Source organism: Pseudomonas sp. S07E 245, assembly GCF_019599025.1.
GTDB lineage: Bacteria > Pseudomonadota > Gammaproteobacteria > Pseudomonadales > Pseudomonadaceae > Aquipseudomonas > Aquipseudomonas shirazensis.
Genome location: NZ_CP080625.1, coordinates 3,863,148 through 3,888,227, shown reverse-complemented (window position 1 = coordinate 3,888,227; position 25,080 = coordinate 3,863,148). Strand labels below are relative to the sequence as shown.

Here is a 25,080-nt window from a genome sequence, read left to right as displayed (position 1 = left end):
ATGAAAAAGCTCATTGCCGGCCTGCTTGGCCCGCTGCTGCTCGGCGCCTGCGCAGCGCTGCCTGACGCCGATACACCGCTGCCGTGGGACACGGCAGTCAGCCAGGGCACCCTGGCCAACGGCCTGCAATACCGGCTGGTGCGCGAGACCAGCCAGCCCGGCCGGCTCGATTTGCGTCTGGCGGTGAACGCCGGCTCCATCGACGAAGCTGAAGACCAGGTTGGCGTCGCGCACATGGTCGAGCACTTGCTGTTCCACAGCCGCGCCGGGCAGAACAGCAACGTGCGCGAGCGCATGACCGAGCTGGGCTGGGTGCAGGGCAGGCACTTCAATGCCATGACCAACTATGAACGCACCCAGTACATGCTCAGCCCGCCGGCTGGCGTGAAGCAGACGCCGCAGGCCTTGCAGGTACTTGCAGACATGGTTTTTGCGGCTGACTACACGGCGGCGGACCTTGAGCGCGAGCGGCCGATCGTCATCGAAGAATGGCGCGGCGGCCTTGGCGTGGCCCAGCGCATGAACCAGCAACGCACGGCGTCGCAGCGGGTCGGCTCGCGCTACCCCGAACACCGCACCATCGGCAATGAAGCGGCGATCCGCAGTGCCAGCCTGGGCAGCCTGCAGGCCTACCAGGCGAAGTGGTACCAGCCTGGCAACATGGTCATCTCGGCGGTCGGTGACTTTGAACCGGCGGCGATGTTGGCGCAGATCGAGCAGGCCTTCGGCAAGGCCGCTGGCACTGGCAGCCCGGCGCGGGCCTATCGCGACCTGCCGCTGGACAACAGCCTCAAGGTCTTCCACCTGCACGACCCGCAGTCGGGCAGCAATCAAGTCTCGCTGCTGCTGCGCCTGCATGAGCCGGACAGCCGCGGCAGCAGCCGCAATGCCTTGCGTGAGCGGCTGATCGACCGCATGACCCTGGCCGTCCTGCTCGACAGCCTGCGCCGTCAACCGCTGCAACCGGGCGTGCGTAGTCTGATTGCGCAGAAGACCCTGATTGGCAGTCAGTCGACCGTGCTGGGGATCGCCGCCGGTGTCGAGGGCCAGGCCCACGATCAGGCGCTACGCCAGTTGCTCAGCGAGATCGAGCGGCTGCGCCAGCATGGGTTCAGCGAGGCCGATTTCCAACGCGAGCAGGCGCATATTCGCGGCCTCGGTGAGAAGACGGTGGCCAATACCAAACCGCGCAGCTTCGAACAGTGGGTCGAGCAATTGAGCAACGCTACTGCCCCTGAGGGGCGGGTGACTGATCGTCAGGCCACCGCCGGGCGTTATCTTGAAGTGCTTGAGCAGATCGATCGCAGCGACCTTGAGCAGCGCCTGCAGCGCTGGCTCGCCAGCCGTGACCGGGTGCTGCAGATCAGCGCGCCAGAGGCCAGCCTGGTGCGCCTGCCGACGGTCGCGCAAGTCGAAGCGCTGCAGGCAAGCATTGCCCAGACACGCCTGTCGGCACCCGTCAGCGAAGCGCCCAAGGTCGCTGCAACGCCTCGCTTCGAGCTGCCTGCACCCGGCCCGGCCGGCACCATCGTTGCGCGCAAGGCTTTTGCTCAAGAGCAGGTCGAGCACTGGCAGTTGAGCAACGGTGATCGGCTGGTCTGGCTGCGCCGCAATGGCCCGGACGGCAAGTGGTTGCTGCAAGCGGAATCATCGGCGGGCTACAACATCGACGGTGCGCCGGCCTGGCGCTTGCAGATGGCGGCGCAACTGGCGCTGGCCAGTGCCCCGCAGGCCGGCGCAAGCCAGGCGTTGACCGAGTGGCGCAAACAGCAGCGCGCCACCATCAGCCTGGAGCACTCACCGCAGCGCCTGCAGATGAACCTCAGCGCAGCGCCCGAGCAGCTGCCAAGCCTGTTTCAGAGCTATCGCCTGAGCCAGCAGGCGAACATCGACCCGGCGCTGTTCAGCGAGGCACGCGCTGATCTGCTGGCACGCAGCAACAGCCGCCCGGATGATGTGCGCAGCCAGCAGGACAGCCAGCAGCGCCGGCTCAAGTTCGGCGCCGATGCCTGGCAGTCGCCAACGCCTGCCACGCTGCAAGCGTTGACCCGCGAGCAACTGCGTGCTGATTGGCAGCGCTTGGCGGGTGCGCCTGTCACCTATTACCTGATGGCCGCCATTGACCCTGCCCAACTGGAGCCGCTGGTGCGCGAGCAGCTTGCCAGCGTGCCGCGCACGTCCGCCTTGCCGAGCAAGCCGGTTATGCAGCAACCCGGCCAGCGTCGGCATGACCTGGCCATCGCGCTGGAGCCCAGGGCCGTGCTCGAGGCCAGCAGTTATCAGCCGCAGGCCTGGAGCCCTGAAGCGGCCATGCGCGTGGCCACCCTGCGCGATCTGGCCAACCAGCGCCTCAAGCAGCGCCTGCGCGGGGAAGCCTCGGGGATCTACCGCTTGCAGTTCGACAGCGAACTCAACCCACAGACCCAGCGCATCGAGAGCCGCTTGAACTTCACCTGCGACCCGGCCCGGGTCGATGAGCTGTGGGCGCTGGCGCAGCAGACCCTGGCCGAACTGGATGTGGATGCACAGTGGGTCGCCGTGCAACGAAGCGAACTGTCCCGCCAGGAAGCCAAGCGCCGCGACGACCCGCAGACTCAGTTCAAGCGCTTGATCCTCAGCGAACGTCACTGGCAAGACCCACGCTACCTGCGCACCCAGGCGCAGTTGCCGGCAGCGCTAAGCTTGCCGGCCCTGCAGCAGCAGGCGCGGCTGTTGTTCCCGCAGGATAATCAGGTGCAATTGCGCTTGCTGCCGTCGGTGACTGCGCTGGAGCAGGCGCTGTGAATACGCTGCGCAGATTCGTCCGTCTGAGCCGGCCCTTTTGGCATGATCGCGGCCAGTGGCAGGGCTGGTTGATGCTGGCGGCAGTGATCGGCCTGGGCTTGCTGGTGGTGCAGATCAACGTGCTGATCAACAGCTGGAGCAAGACTTTCTACGACACCCTGGCGGCGTTCGATACCGCTGCCTTGTATGGGCTGGTGGGCCAGTACGCGCTCTACCTGGGCGCTTACGTACTGATCATCGTCGGCCTCGATTACATCCGCAAACGTCTTGAACTGCGCTGGCGCCAGGCCATGACCGCACGCCTGACCGATGCCTGGCTGGCCGATCACGCCTTCTATCGGCTGGGCCTGAGCGGCGAGCCGGACAACCCTGACCAACGTATCGCCCAGGACGTCGACCTGATGGTGGGGCTGAGCATCGAATTGGTGGCGTCACTGGTGATCAACCTGGCCCAGGTTGGCGCCTTTGCGCTGATCCTGTGGAACCTGTCCGGGGTGCAGACCTTCAGCCTGTTCGGCGCGACCGTTACCGTGCACGGCTATCTGCTGTGGATCGTGGTCATCTATACCCTGACCGGCAGTGTCCTTACGCACCTGATCGGTAAGCCGCTGCACGCGCTGAACTACGAACGCGAGCACCGTGAGGCGGACTTTCGCGCGAGCCTGCTGCGCAAGCGCGACCATGCCGAGCAGATCGCCCTGTACCGCGGCGAAGGGGTCGAGCGCGAGCAACTGGCCCGGCGTTTTCAGGCGATTGCGAGCAACTGGCGGCAGTTGATCGGCCGTGAGCGCGACCTGAGCTTGTTTACCGTCGCCTACCAGCGCTTGAGCCTGATCATTCCGGTGTTCGCGGCCATGCCGGCGTTCATGAGCAAAGCCATCACCCTGGGTGGCTTGATGCAGATCCGCAGCGCGTTCAGCGCCGTGCACGATTCGTTGAGCTGGTTCATCAAGCTGTACAACAAGCTGGTGCGCTGGAGCGCGGCGCTGGAGCGGCTGGATCAGTTCGAGCGGGCCATCGAAGCCAGCCGGCAGCAGGTAGTCAGCGCGCCGCAGGGCAGTTGCCTGTGCGCGCAAGGGCTGACCCTGTGCCGGCCAGATGGCAGTGCGCTGCTGAGTAATCTCGATCTGCGGGTTGGCCCGGGCCAGTGGCTGCGCCTGGCCGGCCGCAGCGGACTGGGCAAGTCGACCCTGCTGCGCACCCTGCAAGGCTTGTGGCCGTACTGCCGGGGTAATTGGCAGTTGCCGCCCGGGCGCAGCCTGCTGCTGCCGCAAAAGCCGTATCTGCCGCAGATGCGCCTGGATGAACTGCTGGCGTATCCGCAGTTGCAGCGCTTCGACGATGTGCTGTTGATCGACGCACTGGTCAAGGTCGGTTTGAGCGAACTGGTCAGCCGCCTGGGTGACGAAGCAGAGTGGGAGCGGGTGCTCAGTGGCGGTGAACAACAGCGCCTGAGCCTGGCGCGGGCGTTGCTGTACCAACCCGACACGCTGTACCTGGACGAAGCCACCAGCCAGCTCGACTTCAACGCCGCCTATGGCCTGTTGCGCATGCTCCGTCGCGAGTTGCCGCAGTGTACCGTGGTAGGGGTGACCCACCAGGTCGGCCTCGGCGAATTGTTCGAGCGCACGCTGGAGCTGGAGCCCCAGCCCCAGCCCGCATGAGCCGAATCAGGCGCGCTTGTTGAACTGCGCCAACGCCGGCAGCAGCTGTTTTTCGATGGCCTGGCGCACTGCCGGGAGGATTGTCGCGCTGCCGGTGTACATCTGCTCGACCATGCCCTTGAGTGCACGTGCGTTGGGTTCGGTCAGCCCGCGCACGACCACTTCGCAGGCTTGCTCGGCGCTGGCGCCGGCGGGAATATCAAAGCCGCGAGCGCGCATTTGCCCCAGCAGGTCGTCCTGATCAATCAAATCCGCATGCATCATGGTTGTTGTCCCTTCTTATCGCCAAGAGAGTGCTGCTGTGATTTACGACCGATTCTGTGACGACCGCGACATGCCCGCAACAACAGAATGCCGACGTGGCTGCTTTGGCTATGAACAGGTCGCTCATGGCTAACTCGATCAACCAATGGGCCCGCACACTGGGGTCATTCACCGCAACGTGGGGTTTGGTCACCCTGACTCGTCACAGTGAATATCGCTCACTCTCCCGCCCCGGCAGCTCACGGCTTGTCGGGGTTTTTTTTGCCCGGTAGCTGCAAGGTACGACCGATCCATGTGTCTGCTGGCAATGGCGCTTGAGCCGCAACCATGGCCTGCAGTTGCGACCGGCTGTAGTCGCTGAACGGCGCCGCACTGGGCCCGGCCAGGTCCACGTGCAAGAGCATCTGCTCGCTGGCCGCCAGTGCCTGTTCGAGGTCTGCCCGGTGCAGGCTGTGGTAAAGGTGCAGGCGTTTGCTGTCAAAGCCGAGGATGTGGGTTTGCACCCACACCTCGCTGCCCAGTTTGACCTCGTGCAGGTAATTGATATGCGCCTCGAGGGTAAACAGCGAATGGCCGCTGTGCCCACGCGCGTCGGCGTCCAGGCCGATCTGCTCCATCAGCGCATCGGTGGCGTAGCTGAAGATCAACAGGTAATAGGCATCGCGCAGGTGGCCGTTGTAGTCGACCCAGTCCGCTTGGACTGGGGTGCGGTAGGTAATCAGTGCAGGCATCATCTGCTCCTCAGTCGGCAAAGCTCATGCCGTGCTGGGCTTTGCTGGTTTTCACCGCTTCCAGCACGGCCAGCAGGGCGTCGTCACGGTAGCGTTCAAGGGCTGCGATACTGCGCTCGCCGAGTTGCTCCGAGGTGCCGGCAACCACGTCTTCGATCAACTGTTCGCTGAGCTCCGGCGCGGGTAGGTAGGTCCAGGGCAGCTTCAGCGCCGGGCCGAACTGGGCCATGAAGTGGCGCATGCCAGCGTCGCCACCCGCCAGGGTGTAGGTGAGGAAGGTGCCCATGAACGACCAGCGCAGGCCGGCGCCAAAGCGGATCGCATCGTCGATCTCGCCGGTGGTGGCGACGCCGTCGTTGACCAGGTGCAAGGCCTCGCGCCAGAGCGCTTCAAGCAAGCGGTCGGCGATAAAACCGGGGACTTCCTTGCGCACGTGCAGCGGGCGCATGCCGAGCGCGGTGTAGATGACCTTGGCGGCTTCGATGGCCTCGGCAGCGGTATTGCGGCCGCCAACGATTTCGACCAGCGGCAGCAGATACACCGGGTTGAACGGGTGGCCGACCACGCAGCGTTCGGGGTGGCTGGCCGACTCGTAGAATTCACTCGGCAGCAGCCCTGAGGTGCTCGAGGCGATGATTGCAGCGGGCTTGGCGGCAGCGCTGATGCGCGCATGCAGATCGAGCTTGAGCTCCAGTCGCTCGGGTGCGCTTTCCTGGATGAAGTCGGCGTTGCGCACGCAGTCTTCGATGCTGTCGACAAAGCGCAGCCGCTGTTGCGCGGCACCTGCGGCAAGGCCTTGCTTCTCAAGCGCGGGCCAGGCATTGGCAACCCGTTGGCGCAGGGCTTGTTCGGCACCGGGGGCTGGGTCCCAGGCGATTACATCAAGGCCGTGGGCGAGGGCGCGGGCGACCCAGCCGCTGCCGATGACGCCACTGCCAAGCGCGGCAAAAATCTTGATATCGGTAATGAAAGGCATGTTCGACTCCTGAGGCAATTACCGGCGCTTGAGGTTCATTTTTGCCCGACCTTCAGCCGGCGTGAGCACGCGTGCACCAAGCCGGCTGAGGATCTCCACTGCACGCTCGACCAGTTGGCCGTTGCTGGCCAGCACGCCTTTGTCCAGGTACAGGTTGTCTTCCAGGCCGACCCGCACGTTGCCGCCGAGCAGCACCGCTTGCGCGGCCATCGGCATCTGCATGCGGCCAATGCCGAAGCCAGCCCAGGTCGCACCCTGCGGCAGGTTGTCGACCATCGCCTTCATGGTGCCGGTGTCGGCTGGCGCGCCCCAGGGGATGCCCAGGCACAGCTGGAACAGCGGGTCATCGAGCAGGCCTTCCTTGATCATCTGCTTGGCGAACCACAGGTGGCCGGTGTCGAAGATTTCCAGCTCGGCCTTGACCCCCAGCTCGGTGATCCGTTTGGCGCCCGCGCGCAGTTGCGCCGGAGTCGACACGTAGATGGCGTTGCCATCGCCGAAGTTGAGCGTGCCGCAGTCCAGCGTGCAGATTTCCGGCAGCAGCGCCTCGATGTGCGCCAGCCGCTCCAGCGGGCCGATCAGGTCGGTGCCGGGGCCGAAGTCCATCGGCGACTCGCCCGGGCCGATTTCCAGGTCGCCACCCATGCCGGCGGTGAGGTTGACGATGATGTCGACGTCGGCCTCGCGGATGCGCTGCATGACTTCGCGGTACAGCTCGACATCGCGGCTGAAACGGCCGGTCTGCGGGTCGCGGACATGGCAGTGGACGACCGTGGCGCCGGCCTTGGCGGCCTCGACCGCGGCGGCGGCGATCTGCGCCGGGGTGATCGGCACCAGGTGGCTCTTGGCGACCGTGTCGCCAGCGCCGGTGAGGGCGCAGGTAATGATGACGTCGTGGTTCATGCTGGGGGTTCCTGGTCAAAATACGGGTGCAGGGCTCCCGCACCGACCGGTTGAACCGGTCAGTGGGCGGAAAAGCCGAATCAGTTGGCGCTGAGCTTGAGGTTGTCGGCAGCCGGCTTGCCGTCGAAGGTGGTCACCCCTTCAAGCCAGCGGGCTTTGTCTTCGGGGTGCTCCTGCAGCCACTTGCGGGCTGATTCCAGCGCGTCCTTGTGATCGAGCAGCGGCTGCATCATGCGGCTCTCGGTCTCGGCGCTGAAGGTCAGGTTGGCCAGCAGCCGGCTGGCGTTGGGGCAGCGCTCGGCATAGTCAGGCGCGGTCACTGTCCACACTGTGGCGCGGCCTTCGTCCGGGCCGAGGGCGTCTTCACTGGCGCCCAGGTAGACCATGTCGATGTTGACGTTCATCGGGTGTGGGGTCCAACCGAAGAACACCACCGCTTCCTTGCGCCGTACCGCGCGGTCAACCGCTGCGAGCATGCCGGCCTCGCTGGACTCGACCAGCTGGAACTTGCCCAGGCCGAACTGGTTCTTGGCGATCATTGCCTTGATCTGGGTATTGGCACCTGAACCAGGCTCTATGCCGTAGATCTTGCCGCCCAGCTGCTTCTCGAACTTGTGGATGTCGGCAAAGCTTTGCAGGCCCTGATCGGCCAGGTACTTCGGCACCGCCAGGGTAGCGCGGGCATCGTTCAGGCTCGGCTCAGCGAGCACCTTGACCTGCTTGGCCTCGACGAACGGGGTGATGGTCTGGTTCATGATCGGGTTCCAGTAACCGAGGAACATGTCCAGGCGCTTGTCGCGGATGCCGGCAAAGATGATCTGTTGCGAGGCACTGGTCTGTTTGGTCTGGTAACCCAGGCCATCGAGCAATACCTGAGCCATCGCGCTGGTGGCGATGACGTCGGTCCAGTTGACCACGCCGAGGCGGACCTTCTGGCACACCGCAGGTTCGCCAGCAAATACTGGCAGGGCAAAGCTGGTACTCAACACAAGGGGTAACAGGCTGCGGCGGATCAAGCTGTGCATGGTGGCTCTCCATCGGCAGTGCATGTTGTTATGGTGGGCGACCTCTGCGGGCCGTGTGACTAAGCTACCCGGCAAGCCCAGGCAAAAGTCGCACGCTGGCGACCAACATTTGCACCCTGGCGACTACCTTGTGCGGGAGCCCTCGATGGCCGTTACCATTCACTTTCTGCTGTTGCCGGGTTTTTCCGCGATGGGCTTTATCAGTGCCCTGGAGCCGTTGCGGGTGGCCAACCGCTTTCGCGGGACGTTATATCGCTGGCGCGTGCTCAGCCTGGACGGCGGCGCGGTGCAGGCGAGCAATGGCATGTCGGTCAATGCCGATGCTGCATTGGCGGGGGAGGCGGCGCCGCAGATGCTCTTGGTGGTGGCCGGCTTTGACCCGCTGGCGCACTACAGCCTGGGTTTGCAGCAGGCACTGCGCCGGCTCGAGCATGAAGGAGTGATCCTCGGCGGGATCGATACCGGCGCGATGCTGCTGGCTGAAGCCGGCCTGCTCGAAGGCTACCGGGCGACTTTGCACTGGGAAGCGCTGGAAGCGTTCAAGGAGCGCTACCCACGCTTGCAGGCCACGCAGGAGTTGTTCGAGATCGACCGGCGGCGGATCACCTGTGCCGGTGGTACGGCCTCGATCGACCTGATGCTCGATCTGATCGCCCAGGCCCATGGCAGCGAGTTGGCGGTACAGGTCTCGGAGCAGTTCGTGCTCGGCCGCATCCGCCCACGCCAGGATCACCAGCGCATGCAGATTGCCGCGCGCTACGGGCTGAGCAACAAGAAGCTGGTCAAGGTGATCGGCGAGATGGAGCGCAATACCGAGGAGCCGTTACATACCCAGGTGCTGGCCGACCTGATCCAGGTCACCCGGCGCCAGTTGGAGCGGTTGTTCCGGCTGCACCTGAACGACACGCCGAGCGGCTTCTATCTGCGCCTGCGGCTGGACAAGGCGCGCCAGTTGCTACGCCAGACCGACATGAGCGTACTGCAGGTCAGCATCGCCTGCGGCTTTGACTCGGCGTCATACTTTACCCGCTGTTACCGGGCGCGCTTCGAGCGCTGCCCGCGGGCCGACCGCCACACCAGTGCGGCGTCATGAAGGCGGCGGATCATTGCTGGCCGATCGACTGCAGGTATTCGGAGCGATCATCGCTGCGCTGCGCCACGCAGGTGTTCCAGGCGGCTTCGAAGGCCTTGCTGCCGGTTTTTTCAGCGGCGGTCTCGACCTTGCAGTCGGCATCGCGCAGTTGCGTCCACAGGGTCTGCGCAGCGCGGAAACGCTCGGACAGGCTCTGCACCTTGTCGCCCTCATCCGGATACTGGTCGCGAATCCGCTGGATCAGGTCATCGAACGCCGCTTGCAGCTCACGCTCGGCGGTCTGCTTGTTGTAGGCGGCGCAGGCGTAGCCCTGGGCATCGCTGTCGACGTTGTCGCATGGGGTGGACTCATCGTCGGCGGCGAACGCGAACGGCGCGCTCAACAATAAAGTCAGGCCTATCAATGAATTGATCCGCAGCATGTTCACTTCCCATGAAAAAGTCGGGCAATTCTCGCTCAGCGCTGCCCCCTTGAACAGGCTTGAACGACATTTGTCATGAAGCCAACTGTCGCGATGAGGGCTTTGACGCTTTCGGTATGGCCCTTGTCGTTTTTGCATCCGGCTCGTCGTTCGCGCAGGCATATGCTGGCCCTAAACGCCGACACCTGATTCGGCGCAACCCATATCAAAAAGGGGACAGCCTGATGAGCCCAGCCGAATTACACGCCGACAGCATCGTCATCGATGGCCTGATCATCGCCAAGTGGAACCGCGAGCTGTTCGAGGACATGCGTAAAGGCGGCCTGACCGCAGCCAACTGCACAGTGTCGGTGTGGGAAGGGTTCAAGGCCACCGTCGACCAGATCGCCGCCAGCCAGAAGCTGATCCGCGACAACAGCGACCTGGTGATGCCGGTACGCACTACCGCCGACATCCGCAAGGCCAAGGAGCTGGGCAAGACCGGCATCCTCTTCGGCTTCCAGAACGCCCACGCCTTCGAGGACCAGATCGCCTACGTCGATGTGTTCAAGCAGCTCGGCGTCGGCATCGTGCAGATGTGCTACAACACCCAGAACCTGGTCGGCACCGGTTGCTACGAGCGTGATGGCGGCCTGTCTGGTTTCGGCCGCGAAATCGTCGCCGAGATGAACCGTGTCGGGATCATGTGCGACCTGTCCCATGTCGGCTCGAAAACCTCCGAAGAAGTCATCCTCGAATCGAAAAAACCGGTGTGCTACTCGCACTGCCTGCCGTCGGGCCTGAAGGAACACCCGCGCAACAAGTCCGATGCCGAACTCAAGTTCATCGCCGATCACGGCGGCTTCGTTGGCGTGACCATGTTTGCGCCGTTCCTGGCCAAGGGCATCGATTCGACCATCGACGATTACGCCGAGGCGATCGAATACACCATGAACATCGTCGGTGAAGATTCCATCGGCATCGGCACCGACTTTACCCAGGGTCACGGCCAGGAGTTCTTCGAATACCTGACCCACGACAAGGGCTACGCCCGCCGTCTGACCAACTTCGGCAAGATCATCAACCCGCTTGGCATCCGCACTGTAGGCGAGTTCCCCAACCTCACCGAAACCCTGCTCAAGCGCGGCCACAGCGAACGCGTGGTGCGCAAGATCATGGGCGAGAACTGGGTCAACGTGCTCAAGGATGTGTGGGGCGAGTAAGCCGCACTCCAAACCGTTCTGCCCAGGCCAAAACAGTCTGGGCCATCTCTCAAAAATTTCTGGAGTTAAGTTTCCATGGCCAAGATCGCCCCGCAATTGCCAATCGAAGTCGACAGCGAGACCGGTGTCTGGACTTCCGACGCGCTGCCGATGCTGTATGTGCCACGCCATTTCTTCGTCAACAACCACATGGGTATCGAAGAAGTACTGGGCGCCGACGCCTACGCCGAGATCCTCTACAAGGCCGGCTACAAGTCGGCCTGGCACTGGTGTGAAAAAGAAGCCGAATGCCATGGCCTGGAAGGCGTGGCGGTGTTCGAACACTACATGAAGCGCCTGTCCCAGCGCGGCTGGGGCCTGTTTGAAATCGAAGCCATCGACCTCGACAAGGGCACCTGCAGCGTCAGGCTCAAGCACTCGGCGTTCGTCTATGTGTACGGCAAGGTTGGCCGCAAGGTCGACTACATGTTCACCGGCTGGTTTGCCGGCGCCATGGACCAGATTCTCGCCGCCCGTGGCAGCTCGCTGCGCACCGTGGCAGAGCAGGTCTACGGCGGGTCGGAAGAGGGCCACGAAGATGGCCTGTTCGTTACAAAGCCGTTGTAAGCCTGAGCCGGAGATAGCGTCATGGCCTTCGAAGCAATGTTCCAGCCGATCCAGATCGGCAAACTGACCATCCGTAACCGCGTGCTGAGTACTGCTCACGCCGAGGTGTATGCCACCGACGGCGGCATGACCACCGACCGTTACGTCAAATACTACGAAGAGAAGGCCAAGGGCGGTATCGGCCTGGCCATCTGTGGTGGCTCGTCGGTGGTCGCCATCGACAGCCCGCAGGAATGGTGGGCTTCGGTCAACCTGTCGACCGACCGGATCATCCCGCACTTCCAGAACCTTGCCGACGCCATGCACAAGCACGGCGCCAAGATCATGATTCAGATTACCCACATGGGCCGTCGCTCACGCTGGGACGGTTTCAACTGGCCAACCCTGATGTCGCCGTCGGGTGTGCGTGAGCCAGTGCACCGTGCGACCTGCAAGACCATCGAGCCGGAAGAGATCTGGCGGGTGATCGGCAACTATGCACAAGCCGCGCGCCGGGCCAAGGAAGGTGGCCTGGATGGCGTCGAACTGTCGGCGGTGCACCAGCACATGATCGACCAGTTCTGGAGCCCGCGGGTCAACAAGCGTACCGACGAATGGGGCGGCAGCTTCGAAGGCCGGATGAAGTTCGGCATGGAAGTGCTCAAAGCCGTGCGCGCCGAGGTTGGTGACGATTTCTGCGTGGGCATGCGCATCTGTGGTGACGAGTTCCACCCCGATGGCCTCAGCCACGAAGACATGAAGCAGATCGCCGCGTACTACGATGCGACCGGCATGCTCGATTTCTTCGGTGTGATCGGTTCGGGCTGCGACACCCACAACACCCTGGCCAACGTCATCCCCAACATGAGCTTCCCGCCGGAGCCGTTCCTGCACCTGGCAGCCGGCATCAAGGAAGTGGTCAAGGTCCCGGTGCTGCACGCGCAGAACATCAAGGACCCGAACCAGGCGCAGCGCATCCTCGAGGGCGGCTATGTCGACATGGTCGGCATGACTCGGGCGCACATGGCTGACCCGCACCTGATCGCCAAGATCAAGATGGGCCAGATCGATCAGATCAAACAATGCGTCGGTGCCAACTACTGCATCGACCGCCAGTATCAAGGGTTGGATGTGCTGTGCATCCAGAACGCCGCGACCTCCCGTGAATACATGGGCGTGCCGCACATCATCGAGAAGACTACCGGCGTCAAACGCAAGGTGGTGGTGGTCGGTGCCGGCCCTGCCGGCATGGAAGCGGCGCGGGTTGCCGCCGAGCGTGGCCACGACGTCACCGTGTTCGAGAAGAAAGAGCAGATGGGCGGGCAGATCACCATTGCTGCCAAGGCTCCGCAACGCGACCAGATTGCCGGTATCACCCGCTGGTACCAGCTCGAATTCGCCCGCTTGAAGATCGACCTGCGCCTGGGCACTGCGGCCGACATCGCGACCATCCAGGACCTGCGCCCGGACGTGATCGTGCTGGCGGTCGGCGGCCATCCGTTCGTCGAGCAGAACGAGCATTGGGGCGCTGCCGAAGGCCTGGTGGTCAGCAGTTGGGACGTGCTCGATGGCAAGGTTGCGCCGGGCAAGAACGTGCTGGTGTACGACACCATCTGCGAATTCACCGGTATGTCGACCGCGGACTTCATTGCCGACAAAGGCAGCCAGGTCGAGATCGTCACCGACGACATCAAGCCAGGCGTGGCCATGGGCGGTACCACCTTCCCGACCTACTACCGCAGCATGTACCCGAAAGAAGTGATCATGACCGGCGACCTGATGCTGGAAAAGGTCTACCGCGAAGGCGACAAGCTGATCGCGGTGCTGGAAAACGAATACACCGGCGCCAAGGAAGAGCGGGTGGTTGACCAAGTGGTGATCGAGAACGGTGTGCGTCCTGACGAAGAGCTGTACTACGGGCTCAAAGAGGGGGCGCGCAACAAGGGCCAGATCGATGTGGAGGCGCTGTTTGCCATCAAGCCACAGCCGATCCTCAGCCAGCCGGGCGAAGGCTACTTGCTCTATCGCATTGGTGACTGCGTGGCCCAGCGCAACGTGCACGCGGCGATCTACGACGCCTTGCGCCTGTGCAAGGACTTCTGATCGATCGCACATGAACTGGCCCTCCTGTAGGAGCGGCCTTGTGTCGCGAAAGGGTCGCGAAGCGGCCCCGGCGATCTTGTGACGCTACATAGATCCTGGGGCTGCGTTGCAGCCCTTTCGCGACGCAAGGCCGCTCCTACAGGGGTCCGCGCCGCGCTTGCTTGAGCGCGGCGCACGATTTCAGCTGTTGTGGGAGCCTCCCATGTTGAACACCCTTCTACCCATTCTGCTGTTCGCGGCCCTTGGCCTGGCAGTGCTCGGCGCGTTGCGCCGGGTGCGCATGTGGCGCCGTGGCCGGCCGTCCAAGGTCAACCTGCTCGGCGGCCTGCTGGCCATGCCGCGGCGCTACCTGGTGGATCTGCACCATGTGGTCGAGCGCGACAAGTACATGTCCAACACCCACGTCGCCACTGCAGGTGGCTTTGTGTTGTCGGCAGCGCTGGCGATTCTGGTGCATGGCTTTGGCCTGCAGAACAAGATCCTTGGCTACGCCCTGCTGGTCGCCACCGTGATCATGTTCACCGGCGCACTGTTCGTCTTCAAGCGGCGCCTCAATCCGCCTGCGCGGCTGTCCAAAGGGCCGTGGATGCGCCTGCCGAAAAGCCTGTTGGTATTCGCGGCGAGCTTCTTCATTGCGACGCTGCCGGTGGCCGGCATCCTGCCCGCCAATACTGGCGGCTGGGTGATGGTCGCGGTGCTGGGCCTTGGTGTGTTGTGGGGCGTGTCCGAGCTGTTCTTCGGCATGACCTGGGGCGGGCCGATGAAGCACGCCTTCGCCGGTGCCCTGCACCTGGCCTGGCACCGCCGCGCCGAACGCTTTGGCGGTGGCCGCTCGACCGGGCTCAAGCCAATCGATCTGGAAGACCCGAACGCGCTGCTCGGTGTGGAAAAGCCTGCCGATTTCACCTGGAACCAGCTGCTCGGTTTTGACGCCTGCGTGCAATGCGGCAAGTGTGAGGCGATGTGCCCGGCGTTCGCCGCCGGTCAGCCACTGAACCCGAAGAAGCTGATCCAGGACATGGTCATCGGCCTGGCCGGTGGCACCGACGCCAAGTTCGCCGGCAGCCCGTATCCGGGCAAGCCGCTGGGCGAGCATGGCGGCCATCCGCATCAGCCGATCGTCAATGGCCTGGTCGATGCCGACACGCTGTGGTCCTGCACCACCTGCCGTGCCTGCGTCGAGGAATGCCCGATGATGATCGAGCACGTCGATGCCATCGTCGACATGCGCCGTCACCTGACTTTGGAACGCGGCGCCACGCCGAACAAGGGCGCCGAGGTGCTCGACAACCTGATCGCCACCGACAACCCGGGCGGCTTCAACCCGGGTGGGCGAATGAACTGGGCCGCCGACCTCAACTTGCAGCTGCTCAGCGAGGTGAAAACCACCGAGGTGCTGTTCTGGGTCGGTGATGGCGCCTTCGACATGCGCAACCAGCGCACCCTGCGTGCCTTCGTCAAAGTGCTCAAGGCGGCAGGCGTGGACTTTGCCGTGCTCGGCCTGGAAGAACGCGACAGCGGCGACGTTGCCCGTCGCCTGGGCGATGAAGCTACCTTCCAGCAACTGGCCAAACGCAATATCCAGACCCTGGCGCAGTACCGCTTCAAGCGCATCGTCACCTGCGACCCGCACAGCTTCCATGTGCTGAAGAATGAATACGGCGCGCTCGGTGGTGACTATCAGGTGCTGCATCACAGCACTTATATCGCCGAGCTGATCGCCGCCAACAAGCTCAACCTAGGCCAGCACAAAGGTTCCAGCGTGACCTATCACGACCCGTGCTACCTGGGCCGCTACAACGGCGAGTACGAGGCGCCGCGCGAAGTGCTCAAGGCGCTGGGCATCGAAGTGCGCGAGATGCAGCGCTCGGGCTTCCGTTCACGCTGCTGCGGCGGCGGTGGCGGTGCGCCGATCACCGACATCCCGGGCAAGCAACGGATCCCCGATATGCGCATGGACGACATCCGCGAAACCGAGGCCGAAGTGGTCGCCGTGGGTTGCCCACAGTGCACCGCGATGCTTGAAGGCGTGGTCGAACCACGGCCACTGATCAAGGACCTCGCCGAGTTGGTCGCCGATGTGCTGATCGAAGCCGATGCTCCAGCTACTGCGAAAGCTGCAGCAGCCAAACGTGAACCTGCGGAGGTGCATTGATGAGCGACATCATCCGCCGCGACCCACGCGCCGAGTGGATCGCCCGTAACCGTCTGCATCCGCTGCACGCAGCGATGCAGACCCAGCAAACCAGCTGGATGGGGCCCAATGGCATCATCCGCAAGAACCCCCACGCAATTGCCGCAGGCTTCATTGCGGCCAGCGGCCTCAAGCGGCTGGACCGCAGCGGTGCCCAGCAAGGCACCGCTACCGGGGGCCGGCGTACGGCTGCAGCTGAAGTGCAGTTGCCGCTACATCAGGTGGCAGATCCTGCGTTCTACATCGCCGTGGTCCCGGACATGGTCGGCGGCCGCCTTGGCCCTCACGACCGCGACTTGCTCGGCCTGGCCCACAGCCTGGCCGGCAAGGATGGCGCTGTGCTGGCAATTGTTTTTGGCGAGCACAAGGAAGGCAATTTCGGCGCCGCCGGTGTCGATCGCCTGCTGGTGATCGAAGGCGAGGCATTCCAGGGTTATGCACCGGAGCAACTGGTGCAGGGCCTGCGCGCAGTGGATAACCAGTTTGCCCCGCAGCACTGGCTGCTGCCCGACAGCCGCACCGGTGGCGGTGAGCTTGGCCGGCGCTTTGCTGCATCACTGGGTGAACGCCCGGCGACGCGGGTCTGGCAGATCAAGGATGGCCAGTGCATCGGCCGTGCTGGCGCGGGCCAACAAGACCTGCAACGGGGCATGGCACGGCTGATTCTGGCTGCTGCCGAATGCGCCGAGCCGGTCAGTGAAACCCGCCATGAAGCGCTGCCGGTCGAGTTGTCCACAAGCGTTGCGCGCAGCTTGTCGCGCATCGAGGACCTTGGCTCGGTGGCGGTCGACCCGGCCGCCATTGCCATGGCCGAGTCGGAATTCATCGTCTCTGGCGGTAACGGCGTCAAGGACTGGGAGCTGTTCCACCGTGCCACCGCTGCATTGGGCGCCACCGAAGGTGCCTCGCGGGTGGCGGTCGACGACGGCTTCATGCCGCGTACGCGCCAGGTGGGTGCCACCGGTACCTGGGTTACCGCACGGGTGTACGTCGCGATCGGCATCTCAGGCGCGATCCAGCACCTGCAGGGCATTGGTGCCTGTGACAAGGTGGTGGCGGTGAACATGGACCCTGGCTGCGACATGATCAAACGGGCCGACCTGTCAGTGATTGGCGACAGCGCGGCGATTCTTCAGGCTCTGATCGAAGCTGTGGATAACTACCGCAGCGGCGGCCAGCGCGACGCGGCATAAGGGTTCCAACATGAGTACAAAGGTCATTAGCCTGGTTTCCATTGGTGCTCATCCCGGCTCTGGCCGTAGTCGCCGGGCCGAGCAGGATGCCCGTGCGGTCGAGCTGGGGTTGCAGCTGGCTGGGGATAACTTGCAGGTGGTGCATGCTGGCGATCACCGCCAGGAGGCGCTGCGCGCTTATCTGGGCATGGGCCTGGATCATCTGGATGTACTTGAGCAACCGGAAGGGGCTGACGTGCTCGAAGTGCTTGGCGACTATCTACGTGATGCTGGCGCCCAGTTGGTGTTGACCGGCAGCCAGGCCGAGACCGGCGAGGGTTCCGGCATGTTGCCGTTCTTGCTCGCCGAGAAGCTGGGGTGGCCATTGATTGTCGGGCTGGCCGAGGTCGAGTCGATCGAGAATGGCACCGCCCAGGTATTGCAGGCGCTGCCGCGTGGTCAGCGGCGCCGGTTGAAAGTGCGCTTGCCGTTGCTGGCCACTGTGGATAACGCAGCGCCCAAGCCACGCCAGAGCGCGTTCGGTCCTGCGCGACGCGGTGTGCTGGCTGCTCGTGATGTGGCGATTGTCGAAGATGAGCTGCTGGCGGATGCCGAGCTGCAACCGGCCCGACCACGGCCCAAGCGGCTCAAGGTGATCAAGGCCAAGAGCGGCGCGGATCGGATGAAGGCTGCAACAGCCAAGGCCAGCGGTGGTGGCGGCAAGGTGCTGAAGGATGTTTCCCCCCAGGAAGGCGCCGAGGCCATCCTCAAGCTGCTGGTAGAGGAAGGAGTGCTGCGCTAGTAGCGGCCTCCCGACTCATGCGGGTACGGCGGTGGCGCGCGGTCCCTGTAGGAGCGGCCTTGTGTCGCGAAAGGGCTGCGAAGCGGCCCTACATTTTCAACTTCACCGCTGACATCGTTGGGCCCGCTCTGCGGGCCTTTCGCGACACAAGGCCGCTCCTACAGGGGGCAGTGGTGTTACGCACATTTGCTGTTAGCCAGGCTGTGGATAAAGTGTTCGCTAATGCCTGCAGCCCTTTGAATTCGCGGCTTACAGCCAGCTGTACAATAATTGATCAGGCTAAGCCATGGATTTTCATGGCTTTTTTGCGTGTTCAAGCTTTGAAGTTGCCCACAATCGCTGTTAGCCGGCCTGTGGATAAACTGTTCGGCTAACTCGCTAGGGCACGTAGTCCGTGGCTTACAGAGAATTGATCAAAATTCGATCAATCTTGTTCACAAGATGCTCAGATGCCTGAGATTCAGGGCTCTCGATAGCTTATCCACATGCGTAGCGAGCGTTGTTCACAAAGTCTGTTGGCGCTTCTGTGGACAACATGTTCGGCATCCGCTGCAAGCCACGTATCTAAAGGCCTGCATGGGATTGATCAATAATTGATCAGGAGGGGAGTGGAGCGAGGTCTGAGGATGCTGCCGGGTACCTGTGGACAACTTGCCGGGCACACCCATAGGCATGCCCGGCAGGTCTATTACTGCGTAACGACTTCTTTCAGATAAGGCGCAGGTTCCGCCCCGAGGTTTTCCAGCACGCGCTGGCTGTACCAGTCGATGAAGTTGACCACACCAAACTCGTAAGTCTTGGAGTACGGCCCAGGCTGATAAGCAGTGGAGTTGATCCCGCGCTGGTTCTCTTCAGCCAGACGGCGGTCCTGGTCGTTGGTCGCGTCCCACACTTTGCGCATCTGCTCTGGGTCGTAATCAACGCCTTCAACAGCGTCCTTGTGGACCAGCCACTTGGTGCTGACCAAAGTCTCCTGAGCACTGATCGGCCACACCGTGAAGACAATCATGTGATCGCCCATGCAGTGGTTCCAGGAGTGCGGCAGGTGCAGGATGCGCATTGAGCCCAGGTCTGGGTTCTGGATGCGGCCCATGAGCTTCTTGCTCGCCTGCTTGCCGTCCATGGTCATCGACACGGTGCCCTTGAGCAGCGGCATGCGCACGATGCGGTTACGCAGGCCGTGGCTCTTGTGCAGGTAAGGGATCTTCTCCGCTTCCCAGGCCGTAGCGCAGGCGGCGACGTGGTCCTTGAACGACTGATCGGCACGCGGGTCGTTGGTGTCGTCCCACTCGAGCAGGGTCTTTAGCAGCTCTGGGTGCGAACCGGAGCAGTGGTAGCACTCGCGGTTGTTCTCCAGCACCAGCTTCCAGTTGGCTTTCTCCAGCAAGGTGGTTTGCACCGCCACCTTGGTGTTCTCCATGTCGTACGGTTCCATGTAGTGGTCGAGCGTAGCCAGGAACTCGTCGATCGCCGGCGGGTTCTGCGCCAGGCTGATGAAGATGTAGCCACCAGCGACCTTGACGTTGACCGGCTTGAGGCCGTACTCCTTCATGTCGAAGTCATCGCCCATTTCGGTGCCGGCAAACAGCAGGCGACCGTCCAGCTCGTAGGTCCACTGGTGGTAATGGCAGACCAGCTTGGCGACCTTGCCCTTCTCGCTGGTGCACAGCCGCGAGCCGCGGTGGCGGCAGACGTTGTGGAACGCATGCACCTTGCCTTCGGCGCCGCGGATGACAATGATCGGGTTTTTGCCGACTTGCAGGGTGAGGAAGTTGCCCTTGGTCGGGATCTCGCAGGTCATGCCCGCGATCAGCCATTCCTTCTGGAAAATTTCCTGCATGTCGATCTGAAACAGACGCTCGTCAGTGTAGAACGGCTGGGGCAGCGAGTAGGTGCGCTCGCGGGTCTGCAGCATCTCGGCGGTGGCCTTGCGTGCAGCTTCCAGTGGATCGCCCAGGCTCAGGGTTGCGGTGACGTCCATCGTTGTAATCCTCAAGGCCGATAAAGGCCGGCGAAAGGTGGCTAATCGTTGTTTTAGTGCCGCAAGGCAGGTGCAGAAAACATCAGGTCTATTTGCCGTGGAGTGTGCGATCAAGGGCGCCTTGAGCCGTATCCATGGGCGACATGGCCGAATCGAATTCCGACGCGCCAGCCCTTGTCGTGCGGGGCTGGTCGCGATAAGCACGCCGATGTCGCTGATGGGAATGTGCCGGGCCACGGCCTTGAGCATTATCGGAGCCATAAAAGGCCGGTAGTCGGCCGTTGGAGAACAACATGTCCGAAACATTCCTCAACCCGGTCAGCACCCAGACCTGGGCCAACGGCCGCCACATCGTGCGCTGCGTCAAGGTCATCCAGGAAACCTGGGATGTGCGCACCTTCTGCTTCATGGCCGACCAGCCGATCATGTTCTTCTTCAAGCCCGGCCAGTTCGTCACCCTGGAGCTTGAAATCGAAGGCAAGCAGGTGATGCGCTCGTACACCATCTCCAGTTCGCCGTCGGTGCCGTACAGCTTCTCGATCACGGTCAAGCGGGTACCGGGTGGGCATGTTTCCAACTACCTGCACGACACCATGCACGAAGGCGCCGAACTGCCGGTGCACGGCCCGGTCGGCTTGTTCAACGCAATCGATTTCCCGGCACCGAAGGTGCTCTACCTTAGCGGTGGCGTCGGTATCACCCCGGTGATGTCGATGGCGCGCTGGTTCTATGACACCAACGCCAATGTCGACATGGTGTTCGTCCACAGCGCGCGTTCACCGAAGGACATCATCTACCACCGCGAGCTGGAACAGATGGCCTCGCGCATTCCCAACTTCAGCCTGCACATCATTTGTGAGAAGCACGGGCTGGGCGAGCCGTGGGCAGGTTATCGGGGGTATCTGAACCAGCGCCTGATGGAGCTGATCGCCCCGGATTACATGGAGCGCGTGGTGTTCTGCTGCGGGCCTACGCCGTACATGAGCGCGGTCAAGCGTATGCTCGAGGCGGTCGGCTTCGACATGAAGAACTACCACGAGGAGTCGTTTGGCGCGACCCCGGCGGAGGCCAAGGCCGACGCTGTCGAGCACGCCGAACAGGCAGCCGATGCACCGGAAGTGGATCTGTCCGATCTGAACCTGGTGGAGTTCGTCGGCAGCGAGAAGAGCATCCGCGTGGCCCCGGGCGAGACCGTGCATGCGGCGGCGGCCAAGGTTGGCCTGATGATCCCGAAAGCCTGCGGCATGGGCATCTGCGGCACCTGCAAGGTGCTCAAGCTGGGCGGCGAAGTGGACATGGAGCACAACGGCGGCATCACCGAAGAGGATGAAGCCGAGGGCTACATCCTCTCCTGCTGCAGCGTGCCGCGCGGCGACGTTCGTATCGAGTACTAAGCCGAGGCCGCGTGAGCGCTGCAGCCTGGGTCAGACGCGGAAGCGTGCAACCAGGCTGCTGAGGTCAACTGCCAGGCGCGACAGCTCGGCACTCGCCGCGCTGGTCTGGTGTGCCCCGGTGGCGCTTTGCACCGACAGGTCGTTGATGTTGACCAGATTACGGTCGACTTCGCGGGCGACCTGAGCCTGCTCTTCGGCCGCACTGGCGATGACCAGGTTACGCTCGTTGATGTGTGCTACGGCCGTGGCGATGGTGTCCAGCGCCAGGCCCGCGCCGCGGGCGATGTTCAGGGTCGATTCGGCGCGTTCGGTGCTGGTGCGCATCGACTCGACCGCCTGGCCGGTGCCGCCCTGGATGGTGCCGATCATGCGCTCGATCTCGCTGGTCGACTGCTGGGTGCGATGCGCCAGTGCACGCACTTCGTCAGCCACCACGGCAAAACCACGCCCGGCCTCACCGGCCCGGGCTGCCTCGATGGCGGCGTTGAGGGCGAGCAGGTTGGTCTGATCGGCCAGGCCGCGAATCACGTCGAGTACCTTGCCGATATCACGCGACTGTTCGGCCAGGTGAGTGATCAGCTTGGCAGTACCCTGTACGTCACCGCTCATGCGCTCGATGGCGCTGACGGTTTCCAGTACCAGGTCACGGCCATCGCTGGTGGAACGGCTGGCTTCAGCCGAAGCCTCCGAGGTGCTGACGGCATTGCGCGCCACTTCCTCGACCGCGCTGGTCATCTCGGTAACGGCAGTGGCGGCCTGTTCGATTTCGGCGTTCTGCTGCTGCAGGCCGCGCGCGCTCTCGTCGGTCACGCTGTTGAGCTCTTCGGCCGCCGAGGCCAGCTGGGTAGAGGAGCCGGCGATCAGGTGCAGGGTGTCGCGCAGCTTTTCCTGCATGCGGGCCATGGCTCGCTGCAGGCGCGCTGCTTCGTCGCTGCCTTCGGCGCGAATGGTGTGGGTGAGGTCGCCGTCGGCTACCTGTTCAGCTGCCTGCAAGGCTTCTTCGATCGGCTTGACGATGCTGCGGGTCAGCAGCAATGCGCAGATCAGGGTCAGCACGGTGGCGGCGATGAGCAGACCGATCACCAGGGTGAACGCCGTGCTGTACTGATTGGCGGCGGTGGCGTTAGCGTTGCGCGCCTGCTCGGTGTTCATTTCCAGCAGGGTGTTCATGACCTTGTTGATCTGCTCGGAGTTGGTCAGCAGGTCGCGGTTGAGCAGGTCGGCCAGTTCCTCGATGCGGTTGGCCTGGCTCAGGTTGCGCATGCGGGTTTCCAGCTGGCGGTACTGGGTCAGCAACTGGCCGTACTGATCGAACGCGGCTTGTTCTTCGACGTCGACGATAAACGTCTGGTAACGGCTCTGGGCCTTGTCGATTTGCGCGTTGCGCTCGTCCAGCAGGCGCAGGGTGTCTTGCTGAGCGGCCGGGTCACGATTGACCAGCAGACGATAGGACAGCGTACGCAAGCGCAGGCTCAACGCGGTCAGTTCATCGAGGGTTTTGATGCTCGGCACGTTGATGCTTTCGATGGCGACACCCGCCTGGCGAATCTTGCCCATCTGGACCAGCGAAAACACGCCAAGGCCGAGCATCAATGCGCCGATCAAGGCAAACCCGAGCAAGGCGCGCGGGGCGATATTCATATTGCGTAGGGACATGATTTGGACAATCCGGGCAAGGTAAGGTGGCGCGCAATCCTTGCGTCGAGATAAGACCTGTATGGCTATCGGTCATGACCGGCCAGTCTTGAGTTCGATGAGCAAAAGCCCGAGTTGGCCGCGACAAATCCTGACCGGCGGTTGACCCAGGCCGGAACAAGGTGGCCGATCCCCTGTCAATCTGGCCTGGCTGAAGCCTTTTGACCCGATATTTAATGGCGGGGGCGCGTGCTTTTCTTTATCGTGTGCGCCCTCTGCAACAACCCGAGATAGACATACCCCATGTTGGAAACTTCCCTGAATCAACTCGAGCAGCTGGTCAACGACCTGATGCAGAAAAACACCCAGCTGAGCGAGCAGAACGCTGCCATCGCCCAGGAACTGGCCCAGGCCAAGGAAGACAACGACAGCCTGCAGCTGTCGCTGATGGAACAGGAAGAGAAACACGGCGCCACTGCTGCGCGTATCCAGGCGCTGGTTGAGCGCGCCAGCGCAGGTGTCGTCAACGGATGAAACTGCAAGCGCAGCCGATCAATGTCGTGTCGATTCTGGGTATCGACTATTCGATCAAGGCCCCTGAAGGCCAGGAAGAGACCCTCTCGCAGGCTGTGCGGATGCTCAACACCGCCCTCAACGAAACCAAGCGCCAGTACCCGACCCTGATCGGTGACAAGCTGCTGGTGCTGGCGGCGCTGAATCTGTGCTCGCGGCAGATCGAACTGCAAAAAGAGCATCAAGTGACGCTCGCCCGCACCCAGGCGCAGATCGATGCCACGGTAGATGCCATCGCACGCACCATCGGCGAGCAGTAAAGCACCAGCCAACAGGCAAAATTCGAGCGGGGGGCAGCCATGCGGTGACGCGTGGCTGTTCCCCGTTTTGCGTTAGCGTTTGTCGATGATTGCTGGATTGAATGGATACGTAAGTGTATACAATCCCCCAAAACAAGAATCCTGGGGGAGGAAAACGTATGCGTATCTGGCGGCGAAGTATCCAGTTGCAGTTGATCGCAGGCATGGGCACGGCCCTGTTGGTGAGCATCCTGGTGGTGGTTGCGATCTATACCGTGGCGGTCAATCGCCTGACCGAGCGCTATTTGCTCGACACCGCTCTGCCGGCCAGCATCGAGGCCATTCGCAACGATATCGAGCGCATGCTTAGCCAGCCGCTGGTGGCGGCCGCCGATATTGCCGGCAATACCCTGCTGCGTGACTGGCTCGCTGCCGGTGAGAATCCCGCCGAGGCGGCGCGCTTCATCGAATACCTGGACGCTGCCAAGCAGCGCAACCATGCGTTTACCGCCTTGTTCGCCGCCACTGCGAGCGGCCACTACTACAACGAGAAAGGCCTGGATCGCACCCTTAGCCGGCAGAACCCCAAGGACCAGTGGTTCTATGGCTACATCGACAGTGGTGCCGAGCGGCTGATCAATATCGACGTGGATGGCGCCACCGGCGAGGTGGCGCTGTTCATCGACTATCGCATCGAAAAGGCCGGGCAGCTGGTCGGCATCGCCGGCATGGGCTTGCGCCTGACCGAGTTGTCCAAGCTGATCCACGACTTCAGCTTTGGCGAGCAGGGCAGGGTCATGCTGGTGCGCAACGACGGCCTCATCCAGGTCCACCCGGACAACCAATACAGCGCCAAACGCACGCTCGCCGAACAGGTCGGTGGCGACGCCGCCAAGCGTTTACTGGGGCAGGGCGCAGGCTTGCAGCGTAGCCAGTTCGAACGTGACGGCGAGCAGTATCTGGCCCTGAGCCTGCCGCTGCGTGATCTCAACTGGACGCTGGTGGCCGAAGTGCCACAGGCGCAGATCTACGCGCAGATGCGCCAGGCGGTATGGTTGACCAGCTTGATTGGTGGGGCAGTAGCCTTGCTCTCATTGCTGCTGGTGGTGCTGCTGGCGCGCGGGTTGGTGCGCCCGATCCGTCAGGTGACCACGGCGCTGGTGCAGATTGGTGGCGGTGCCGGCGACCTGAGCCATCGCCTGGATGATTCCCGCGAGGATGAACTGGGTGACCTGGCTCGCGGCTTCAACCGCTTTCTCGACAGCCAGAGGGCGCTGATCGCCGAGGTGCTGAGCACTACCGAGCGCCTGCACCGTTCGGTCGAACAGGTGACGCAGGT

At 63.0% G+C, this 25,080-nt stretch carries 20 protein-coding genes and 1 pseudogene; 13 read left to right on the top strand and 8 right to left on the bottom strand.

Going from position 1 to position 25,080, the window contains the following annotated elements:
• Both K3F44_RS17890 and K3F44_RS17885 read left to right on the top strand, forming a co-directional pair.
• Complete coding sequence (locus K3F44_RS17890) at positions 1–2,784, top strand: M16 family metallopeptidase (protein WP_220632693.1); 2,784 nt, start codon at positions 1–3, stop codon at positions 2,782–2,784.
• Positions 2,781–4,448, top strand: a complete 1,668-nt coding sequence (locus tag K3F44_RS17885) for an ABC transporter ATP-binding protein/permease (RefSeq protein WP_188036810.1) — start codon at positions 2,781–2,783, stop codon at positions 4,446–4,448. The genes K3F44_RS17890 and K3F44_RS17885 overlap by 4 nt, the downstream gene beginning before the upstream one ends.
• A 6-nt stretch (positions 4,449–4,454) precedes the next feature.
• On the opposite strand, the gene K3F44_RS17880 is transcribed toward K3F44_RS17885, so the two are convergent.
• The 5 genes from K3F44_RS17880 to choX form a co-directional block, all read right to left on the bottom strand.
• Complete coding sequence (locus K3F44_RS17880; protein ID WP_101322488.1) at positions 4,455–4,712, bottom strand: hypothetical protein; 258 nt, start codon at positions 4,710–4,712, stop codon at positions 4,455–4,457.
• Positions 4,713–4,951: 239 nt separating this feature from the next.
• Positions 4,952–5,443 carry a thioesterase family protein gene (locus K3F44_RS17875; RefSeq protein ID WP_220632692.1) on the bottom strand — a complete coding sequence of 164 codons (492 nt, stop codon included), beginning with the start codon at positions 5,441–5,443 and terminating at the stop codon, positions 4,952–4,954.
• Positions 5,444–5,453: 10 nt separating this feature from the next.
• Complete coding sequence (locus K3F44_RS17870) at positions 5,454–6,419, bottom strand: L-carnitine dehydrogenase (protein ID WP_150572813.1); 966 nt, start codon at positions 6,417–6,419, stop codon at positions 5,454–5,456.
• 18 nt (positions 6,420–6,437) lie between these two features.
• Positions 6,438–7,322 (bottom strand): 3-keto-5-aminohexanoate cleavage protein, encoded by an 885-nt coding sequence (locus K3F44_RS17865; protein WP_101322485.1) that lies wholly within the window; start codon positions 7,320–7,322, stop codon positions 6,438–6,440.
• An 80-nt stretch (positions 7,323–7,402) separates the two neighbouring features.
• Positions 7,403–8,347, bottom strand: coding sequence for a choline ABC transporter substrate-binding protein (choX, locus tag K3F44_RS17860; protein WP_220632691.1), 945 nt, complete (start codon positions 8,345–8,347; stop codon positions 7,403–7,405).
• Positions 8,348–8,492: 145 nt separating this feature from the next.
• Between choX and K3F44_RS17855 the strand changes: the two genes are divergently transcribed.
• Positions 8,493–9,440 (top strand): GlxA family transcriptional regulator, encoded by a 948-nt coding sequence (locus K3F44_RS17855; RefSeq protein ID WP_086976920.1) that lies wholly within the window; start codon positions 8,493–8,495, stop codon positions 9,438–9,440.
• Positions 9,441–9,450: 10 nt separating this feature from the next.
• Here the strand turns inward: K3F44_RS17855 and K3F44_RS17850 are convergent, their stop codons facing one another.
• Complete coding sequence (locus tag K3F44_RS17850; RefSeq protein WP_409077678.1) at positions 9,451–9,852, bottom strand: lysozyme inhibitor LprI family protein; 402 nt, start codon at positions 9,850–9,852, stop codon at positions 9,451–9,453.
• A gap of 233 nt (positions 9,853–10,085) precedes the next feature.
• Here K3F44_RS17850 and K3F44_RS17845 point away from each other — a divergent pair, with 233 nt between their 5' ends.
• The 6 genes from K3F44_RS17845 to K3F44_RS17820 all read left to right on the top strand — a co-directional run bounded on the left by K3F44_RS17845 (position 10,086) and on the right by K3F44_RS17820 (position 17,919).
• On the top strand, positions 10,086–11,063 hold the full coding sequence (locus K3F44_RS17845; protein WP_086976918.1) for a dipeptidase: 978 nt from the start codon (positions 10,086–10,088) through the stop codon (positions 11,061–11,063).
• 75 nt (positions 11,064–11,138) lie between these two features.
• Complete coding sequence (locus tag K3F44_RS17840) at positions 11,139–11,669, top strand: DUF5943 domain-containing protein (protein ID WP_101322482.1); 531 nt, start codon at positions 11,139–11,141, stop codon at positions 11,667–11,669.
• Between the two features lie 21 nt (positions 11,670–11,690).
• Entirely contained in the window at positions 11,691–13,751 is a 2,061-nt protein-coding gene (gene dgcA, locus K3F44_RS17835; protein ID WP_220632689.1) for a dimethylglycine demethylation protein DgcA, read from the top strand.
• Between the two features lie 202 nt (positions 13,752–13,953).
• Positions 13,954–15,906 (top strand): dimethylglycine demethylation protein DgcB, encoded by a 1,953-nt coding sequence (gene dgcB / locus K3F44_RS17830; RefSeq protein WP_101322480.1) that lies wholly within the window; start codon positions 13,954–13,956, stop codon positions 15,904–15,906.
• Positions 15,906–17,138 carry an electron transfer flavoprotein subunit alpha/FixB family protein gene (locus K3F44_RS17825; RefSeq protein WP_220632688.1) on the top strand — a complete coding sequence of 411 codons (1,233 nt, stop codon included), beginning with the start codon at positions 15,906–15,908 and terminating at the stop codon, positions 17,136–17,138. The genes dgcB and K3F44_RS17825 overlap by 1 nt, the downstream gene beginning before the upstream one ends.
• Positions 17,139–17,148: 10 nt before the next feature.
• The gene (locus tag K3F44_RS17820) at positions 17,149–17,919 is read left to right on the top strand and encodes an electron transfer flavoprotein subunit beta (protein ID WP_150572817.1); all 771 of its coding nucleotides are present in this window, start codon (positions 17,149–17,151) and stop codon (positions 17,917–17,919) included.
• Positions 17,920–18,607: 688 nt separating this feature from the next.
• Here the strand turns inward: K3F44_RS17820 and gbcA are convergent.
• Positions 18,608–19,900, bottom strand: coding sequence for a glycine-betaine demethylase subunit GbcA (gene gbcA, locus K3F44_RS17815; protein ID WP_103435265.1), 1,293 nt, complete (start codon positions 19,898–19,900; stop codon positions 18,608–18,610).
• 293 nt (positions 19,901–20,193) lie between these two features.
• On the opposite strand from gbcA, the gene gbcB reads away from it, so the two are divergent.
• On the top strand, positions 20,194–21,294 hold the full coding sequence (gbcB, locus tag K3F44_RS17810) for a glycine-betaine demethylase subunit GbcB (protein WP_101322475.1): 1,101 nt from the start codon (positions 20,194–20,196) through the stop codon (positions 21,292–21,294).
• A gap of 30 nt (positions 21,295–21,324) precedes the next feature.
• Here the strand turns inward: gbcB and K3F44_RS17805 are convergent, their stop codons facing one another.
• On the bottom strand, positions 21,325–22,950 hold the full coding sequence (locus K3F44_RS17805) for a methyl-accepting chemotaxis protein (RefSeq protein WP_101322474.1): 1,626 nt from the start codon (positions 22,948–22,950) through the stop codon (positions 21,325–21,327).
• Positions 22,951–23,232: 282 nt separating this feature from the next.
• On the opposite strand from K3F44_RS17805, the gene K3F44_RS17800 reads away from it, so the two are divergent.
• The 3 genes and pseudogenes from K3F44_RS17800 to K3F44_RS25155 all read left to right on the top strand — a co-directional run.
• Positions 23,233–23,463 (top strand): hypothetical protein, encoded by a 231-nt coding sequence (locus K3F44_RS17800; RefSeq protein WP_101322473.1) that lies wholly within the window; start codon positions 23,233–23,235, stop codon positions 23,461–23,463.
• Entirely contained in the window at positions 23,460–23,762 is a 303-nt protein-coding gene (locus K3F44_RS17795; protein WP_101322472.1) for a cell division protein ZapA, read from the top strand. Before K3F44_RS17800 ends, K3F44_RS17795 begins: the two co-directional genes overlap by 4 nt.
• Positions 23,763–23,920: 158 nt before the next feature.
• Positions 23,921–24,994, top strand: a pseudogene (locus tag K3F44_RS25155) (cache domain-containing protein); the annotation flags it as partial.
• Positions 24,995–25,080 lie beyond the last annotated feature (86 nt).